Source organism: Candidatus Limnocylindria bacterium (assembly GCA_036523395.1).
GTDB lineage: Bacteria > Chloroflexota > Limnocylindria > P2-11E > P2-11E > CF-39.
In genome coordinates this window covers 1-6656 of sequence record DATDEH010000116.1, presented here as the reverse complement: position 1 = coordinate 6656, position 6656 = coordinate 1, and the positions used below count along the sequence as shown (strand labels likewise).

Annotated in this window: 6 protein-coding genes and 1 tRNA gene; 1 reads left to right on the top strand and 6 read right to left on the bottom strand. The window is 68.1% G+C overall.

Going from position 1 to position 6656, the window contains the following annotated elements; translation table 11 throughout:
- Positions 1-46 precede the first annotated feature (46 nt).
- The 5 genes from VI056_14625 to VI056_14605 all read right to left on the bottom strand — a co-directional run bounded on the left by VI056_14625 (position 47) and on the right by VI056_14605 (position 4763).
- A complete protein-coding gene (locus VI056_14625; protein HEY6204254.1) occupies positions 47-763 on the bottom strand; it encodes a hypothetical protein in 717 nt (238 codons plus the stop codon).
- 130 nt (positions 764-893) lie between these two features.
- Positions 894-2231: an MFS transporter gene (locus VI056_14620; GenBank protein HEY6204253.1), complete on the bottom strand. Its 1338-nt coding sequence runs from the start codon at positions 2229-2231 to the stop codon at positions 894-896.
- 49 nt (positions 2232-2280) lie between these two features.
- Positions 2281-3483 (bottom strand): amidohydrolase family protein, encoded by a 1203-nt coding sequence (locus VI056_14615; GenBank protein ID HEY6204252.1) that lies wholly within the window; start codon positions 3481-3483, stop codon positions 2281-2283.
- A gap of 52 nt (positions 3484-3535) precedes the next feature.
- Entirely contained in the window at positions 3536-4630 is a 1095-nt protein-coding gene (locus VI056_14610; protein ID HEY6204251.1) for an ATP-binding protein, read from the bottom strand.
- Between the two features lie 36 nt (positions 4631-4666).
- A tRNA-Sec gene (locus VI056_14605) sits at positions 4667-4763 on the bottom strand.
- Positions 4764-5016: 253 nt separating this feature from the next.
- Between VI056_14605 and VI056_14600 the strand changes: the two genes are divergently transcribed.
- Complete coding sequence (locus VI056_14600; GenBank protein HEY6204250.1) at positions 5017-6204, top strand: hypothetical protein; 1188 nt, start codon at positions 5017-5019, stop codon at positions 6202-6204.
- On the opposite strand, the gene VI056_14595 is transcribed toward VI056_14600, so the two are convergent.
- A partial coding sequence (locus VI056_14595; GenBank protein ID HEY6204249.1) for an ATP-binding protein occupies positions 6138-6656 on the bottom strand: 519 nt, incomplete at its 5' end. The genes VI056_14600 and VI056_14595 overlap by 67 nt on opposite strands.

Sequence of the window (6656 nt, the reverse complement as noted above, 5' to 3'; positions counted from 1 at the left end):
CGCGCATGCAGCGTGTCGTTCGCGTCGCGCACGACGACCGCGGCGATCAACTCGCGAGCTCCGCGAGCTCGGCGCGCATGCCGAGATCGCTCGCGTCCGCATCGAGCGCCATGACAGCGAACAGCGCGCGCTCTCGCGATGCCGGCGCGCCCGCCGCGAACGACCATCCGACGGTGCGACCGAACCGCTCGCGCCAGTCGAGCGGTTCGACCCGCACCATCGGGAGCGCCGTCCGCCGACCGCGCTCTTCCGCCACTACGAGCAGTGCCGCGGGCGAGCCGCGTACCACCGGCAGCAGCGGGGCGAGATCGTCCACGTCGCAGCGCGACGCGAACGATGGCCCAACATCCACGACCGCGAGCCGGAAACCTTCGCTGCGTAGCGCCGCCGCGCCGGCGAGGAGCACTTCGGCGACATCGCGCGCGCGAACGACGACGACGCGGTCGAGGTCCACGCCGGCGCGCACCGCCGCGAGCGGATCGAACGAGGCGGACGGATCGATCCACGCGACCATCCCGCCCTCGCGCTGCGCCGTGGCCACCACGTGGAGCGCGAGCGTGAGCTTGCCCGCGGTCAGGGGTCCGATGAACGCGAGCGGCTCGCCCGCCCGGATGCCGCCGCCCGTCACGCGATCGAGCGACGTCCCGGACGCGATGCGGCGCTCGCCGTCCTGGCGCTCCGCGACGTCGCCCCGCACGACGGCGCGCGTGCCGTACCTCGTCTCGATGCGCGCGATAGCTGCGGCCAGTCCAGTGGCTCCCACGGCGGCTCCCCTTTATGGCCGTCCCACCCGCATCCGGAGCCTGGCCTCACCGGACGTGATTAGAACGTCTGTTCTAGAACGTAGGGAGGCGGCGGCGCCCTGTCAAGAGGTCGAAAAAACAGCGGAATTTCTAGCCGGAGCGCGCGACCACTCGTGGATGCGAGCTCGCAATGGCGCCACGCAGCGCCGCGCCACGTAGCAGCGCGAATGTCGAGACGAACACGACGATCAGACCGCCGGCGAGGAACGCCGTGTTGATGCCGGCGACCGTGCCGAGCGATCCCAGCAGCATCTGACCGAGCGGCATGAAGCCCATGAAGACCATGGTGTGCACGCTCATAGCGCGGCCGCGCAGATGATCGGGCGTACGCGTTTGCATCAGCGTGTTCGCCATGCCGAGGAACAGCATCACGGCGAAGCTCGTGAGTCCGATGAACACCATCGCGCCGATGAGCGAGCGCTGCTCCGCGAAGAGCGCGAGCAGCAGACCGTGGCTCAGCGCGCTTCCGACCAGGATCGCGCCGCGCCGCTTCCAGCCGCCGAGCGACGCGGTGACGAGCGCACCGCCGAGTGCCCCCACCCCGGACGCGGCGAGGAGCCACGACAGCTCGAGCGCGCCGACACCGAGGAACTGCGCCTCCGCGGGCAGGAGCTGGATGTACGGGCGCGTGAAGAGCGCTGTCGAGACGGTGAGGAGCACGACCCAGCGCAGGACCGGATCGCGGCGGATGTACGCGAGTCCTTCGCGGATCGACGCGAGCATCGAGAGCCGGCGGCGGACCTCGCTCGGCTGCGGCGAGATCACGAGCAGCGCCGCGACGACGGCGAGATACGAGATGGCGTTGATGAGCATGAGCCCGCCGACGCCGAAGGGGATGATGAGCACGCCGCCGATGAGCGGTCCGATGAGCGTCGCGCCGTTGAACGCCGCGGAGTTGAGGCCGATCGCGCTCATGAGCTCCTTGTCCGTTACCAGGCGCGGCACCATCGCCTGCCGTGTCGGCGCATCGAACGAGAAGATGATCGAGTTGAGCGCGCTGATGAGTACGACCTCGACGATGTTGATGTGCTCGGTGATGGTGAGGATCGCGAGCACGAACGCGACGATCGCGGCCGAGGCCTGCGTGACGATGAGGAGGCGGCGTCGATCCGTTCGGTCGGCGACGGCGCCACCGAAAAGACCGAACGTCAGCCCGGGGATCGCGCGCGCGAGACCGACGAGGCCGAGGTAGAACGGAGCGAGCTGCGGAACGCCGTCGCGGATCGCAAGCTGCACGACCAGCCACCCGAGGCCGTAGATCTGCATCCACGACCCGATGTTCGAGACAACGAGACCGAACCAGAACAGGCGAAAGTCGCGGAACTCGAGGGCGGCCAGGGTCGAGGTGCGGCCTGGTTCCGCGGCGCTGGCCTCATCGAGCCCGCCCTCGGTCTCGAGGGCAGGTGCGAGCCGCTCCTTCGACGTCATCGTGTGTCACCAGTGTGCGCGCGCGGCGCGGCCGACGCTGCTACTTGCGTCACATCACGCGCTTGCCGCCGAGGAACACCGCGCGAGGTGCGCGCTGAAGTGCGTGGATGTCCTCGGACGGCTCGCCGTCCCACACCACGACGTCCGCAAGTCGCCCCGGCGCGAGCACGCCGACGTCGTCGCGATCAAGTGCGCGAGCCGCGACGCTGCTCGCCGCCGCGATCGCAGCGAGCGGAGTCATTCCGAGCGAGACCATCAGCTCGAGCTCCTCGGCGTTCTCGCCGTGGCGGTTGAACGGCGTTGCAGCGTCGGTGCCCATCGCGATCGGCACGCCGAGCTCCAGCGCGAGGCGGAAGGTCCGGTCGCGGTCGGAGCGGCGATCCCGCGCTTTGGCGCGCATGTCCTCGGGTACACCGGGGCCATCGGGATCCGCGATCCGCGCGAGCGCCTTGAGGGTCGGGACGAGGAAGACGCCGCGCGCGGCCATCTCCTTCGCGACGCCGGGATCTTCGTGGAGGTGCGTTCCGTGCTCGATCGTGTTCACGCCCGCCTCGACGGCGCGCGCGATGCCCTCGATCCCATGCGCGTGCGCGGCGACGCGAAGACCCATCGCGTGCGCGGTCTCGACCGCAGCCTTCAGCTCGTCGCGCGTGAACTGCGCCGACGTCGGACGCTCATGGCCCGGCGCCAGAACCGCACCGGTCGCCATGATCTTGATCACGTCGGCGCCCGCGGCGACCTGCTCGCGGACGGCTTTGATCACCTCGTGCACACCGTCGGACTGCCGGTACATCCCGGGCCACGCCGACGCGCCAGCGGTGGTCATCGAAACGATCTTGCCGGCGAGGACCAGGCGCGGCGTGCGCACCAGCTTCTCTTGCGCCGCGCGCCGCAGCGCGAATTCGAGGTGGTCGCGTCCGCCGACGTCGCGCACCGTGGTGAAGCCGGCGAACAGCGTGCGACGGGCGTGCTCGGCCATGCGCAGGATGCGAAGCCCCGACGGATCGTGATCCTGAACGGACGCGTCGGCGATTCCTGCGTCTGACAGGTGGATGTGGCAGTCGATCAGTCCCGGCGTGATCGTCGCGTTCGGGAGATCGATCCGCTCGGCATCCGCCGGGGCGTCGATGCGGCTTCCGACAGCGCGGATGCGATCACCCTCGGTGAGCACCGCGCCCGGACGCAGGACGGCTGCACTACTACCGTCGATGAGCGCGCCGGCCGAGATGAGGACCGCACGCTTGTCGTCCAAGGGTGAGCGCGAAGTCTAGGCGGCCGTCGCCGCGAACGAAGTCTCCGCTGGCTTACTTCGCGAGCGCGAGGTCCGGCTCGATCGGCAGCGCCACGCGGAAGGTACTTCCCTCGCCCATCTTGCTCTCCGCCCAGATGCGTCCGCCGTGGCCCTGCACGATGCTCCGGGAGATGTAAAGACCCAGGCCCACACCGCGTTGATCGTTCTTCGTGACCTGGACGAACCGAGCGAAGACGGCCTCAAGCTGGTCGCTGGGGATCCCCACGCCTGTATCGCTGACCGCGATCACGACCTCATCACCGACGCGATCCGTGCGGACGGCGACGTGACCGTTGGCGGGGGTGAACTTGATCGCGTTGCTGAGAAGATTCGTCAGCACCTGAAGAAGGCGCGCCGGATCGAAGGTCACGAGCGACGGCAGGGGTCGGACCTCCGCGGTGAGGGCGACATTCTTCGCCGCAGCCTGGGGCTGGAACGCGGCGACCGCTTCCGCGACAACCTGCGTTGGATCACCCGGCTCACGCGCCACCGCGAGCACGCCGGCTTCGATGCTTGCCACGTCCACGAGATCACCGATCAAGCGGTTCATCCGAGCACCGGATCGCTGGATCTGCTTCGCGTGTGTGAGGATGCGGTCAACGTGGTCGTCCCGCGAGACATCTCTGGAGATCATCCCGGCGAATCCCATCATGCCACTCAGGATGTTGCGCAGGTCGTGGCTGACGATCCCAAGGAACGCGTCGCGGGTCGCCAGCGCAGCGTCGGATCGAGCGCGTTCACTTGACAGGTCCTTGTCGGTCTCGGTGCGCTCCGCAGACAGCAGCGCGACCTGCTCGGCGCGTTCTACCCGGAGAGATTCGTCGGCGTCCGCTCGCTCTTCGCGGACGGCCTGGTCCTCGATTGACCTCTCTTCCGCGACGATCCCCGACGCTCGCGCGTTGGCCCTGCCGGTCTGGCGGTCGGTGTTCGCGCGTGCTTCGGCGAGCACGGCGTCTGCGCGTGCCCGCGCCTTGTCGATGACGGCGTCCGCGGTCTCGTCGACAGCGGCCAGCTCTTCCCCAAGTGCCAGATCCGCCAGATCGCGTTCAGCGCGAAGACTTTCGTCGGTCTGCTCGCGTTCAGGATTTGGGGGCGTCGTCTGCGTCATCCTGCTGACGAACCTAGCACGGGGTAGTGGCGGAGTTGGCGAGAGTGCATGGGAGTCGAACCCACCACGGAACGCAAAGCGCCCCGTCAGCGGTTTTGAAGACCGAGGCCACCACCGGGTGACGTGCACTCTCATCAGTGTTTCCGAAGAAACACGCTGGCGGATGGTACGTCGTGGTTCACCAGAGTTCGCTCTTGGTCGTTGGGTTGGGGGTACGTTGGGGGTACAAAACGCGCGGGTTGCGCGAGCCCGTGCAGGCTCCAGGCTGACCCGCGCAAGATGACGGCTGGGCGCGCGACTCTGCGAGCGAGGCACGCGCCCGGCAGATACAGAGGTATGCGCGCAGGCCCTCGGATGCGGTGTGTGCGTCGCTACGCTTTCACGACATGAATGCACGAGAGTCCCAACCTGATGCCGTCGACGGCGAGGAGGCCGAGGTCGTGCTGGCTTCTGCCGCGGCTCGCGGTTGGACGCTCAGCCGCGGCCAGCTCGAACGTCGCCATCGCGCCGGCGTGATTTGCAGGCCGCAGCAGCGCGGTCGCGGCCGTGGGAAAGGCAGTCTGTCGATCTACCCGTTTGGCACCGCGGCTCTGCTTATTGAAGGTCTCGAGCTCGGCGGCCGAATGCCGCTCCGGGAGCTTGCCTTCGAACTGTGGTTGCGCGGGCACCGCGTGCCGATGGAAGGCGTGCGTGCGTACCTCATGGCAACCGCGGCGCTGCACGACCGCGTCGCCGCCGTGCTTCGCGTTATCGGCTTTGGCCGCGTGCTCCTGCCCACCCGCGCGATCCGCTTCGTCGAACGGATCGTGCGCACGTACGCTTCGGGTCTTCGCACGATGCGGCGTCGCCTCGGCACCGAGGAACGGGTCGAGACCGTCGTACGCGCCTCCCTCGACATGGCTGCCGGCACGTATACGCCGCCAACCCGCATGCATGGTCCGGCCGATGACGAAGGACTACTCGTCGAGATCGCGCTCGGGCTGCAGAAAGCGCGGATCGAAGCCCCGACCGGACTGAAGCCGTGGCTCACGGGCAGCATGACCGAGATCATGGTGGACTCGACGAGGTTGTACGCCGGCAGCTGGATGAACGATTTGCGCGCGATGACGGATGCTCAGCTCGACAAGGGCCGCGAGCACTGGCTGCAGCTGCGTCAGTTCATCGACGTGATCGCAGAGATGCGCGAGATCTTTGGCGACGACATCTTCGGCTTTGGCGCGCTGGTTGACGGCTACGCGATGGCGCGACGGATCGTCGACGCCGCCGCCGTTTTCGCGCTGGCGCGCCAGGCGCGCACCGATGACTCATGGGGGGACAAGTACGCGGCGATCGCGCGGGCGTGCGAGCAGTGGCGTGAGGTGGTCTCGCCACAGCTACCAGGGCTGCGCGCGCTTCGCGCCTTCCCTCCAACGGCCACGCTGTTCGGCACTCGCCGCCTGCGGCCGACGCTCAGCGATCCGGTCGCAAAGCAGCGCTGGGAGGCGGAAGCACGGGACCTCTCGTCGCGCTACCACGTCGAGATCCAACAACTGCTCGCCGGACCAACCGGCGCCGCACCGAGCGTCGCGTCGTGACCTCGCGCGTCGACACTCGACTCGATGGGCAGCTCGCCCGAGTAACGGAGGAAGAGCGACTGCGCCGCGCGCACGGATTCGTCCGAGACGCCGGCCAGACTTACGTCGCTCCCGACCATTGCGTTCGGTGTGTCGTCGTACTCAACGTGCAACGTCTTGATGTCGCCGAAGCCGGTCTTCGCCGCTGTCTTGAGACGATACGTCCCAAAGCGCGAGCGGACCGTGACGGTGATCCCGTTGCGGTGGAACGTCGCGAGCGCGTCCTTCAAGCCGACACCGAACTTCCCGATCACGCCGCCGGCGCTGGCGAGCTTCTCTGGGTTCTCGTTCTGAGTGAAGTGTTGAATCTGGATACCGCGGCCGAAGTCCCGGACATGCCATCCGTCCTGACCCTTCGCGATCTCGGGATCCGCCGTGCGAGTCAGGACCTGTTCATCCAGAGCGTTCGCGAT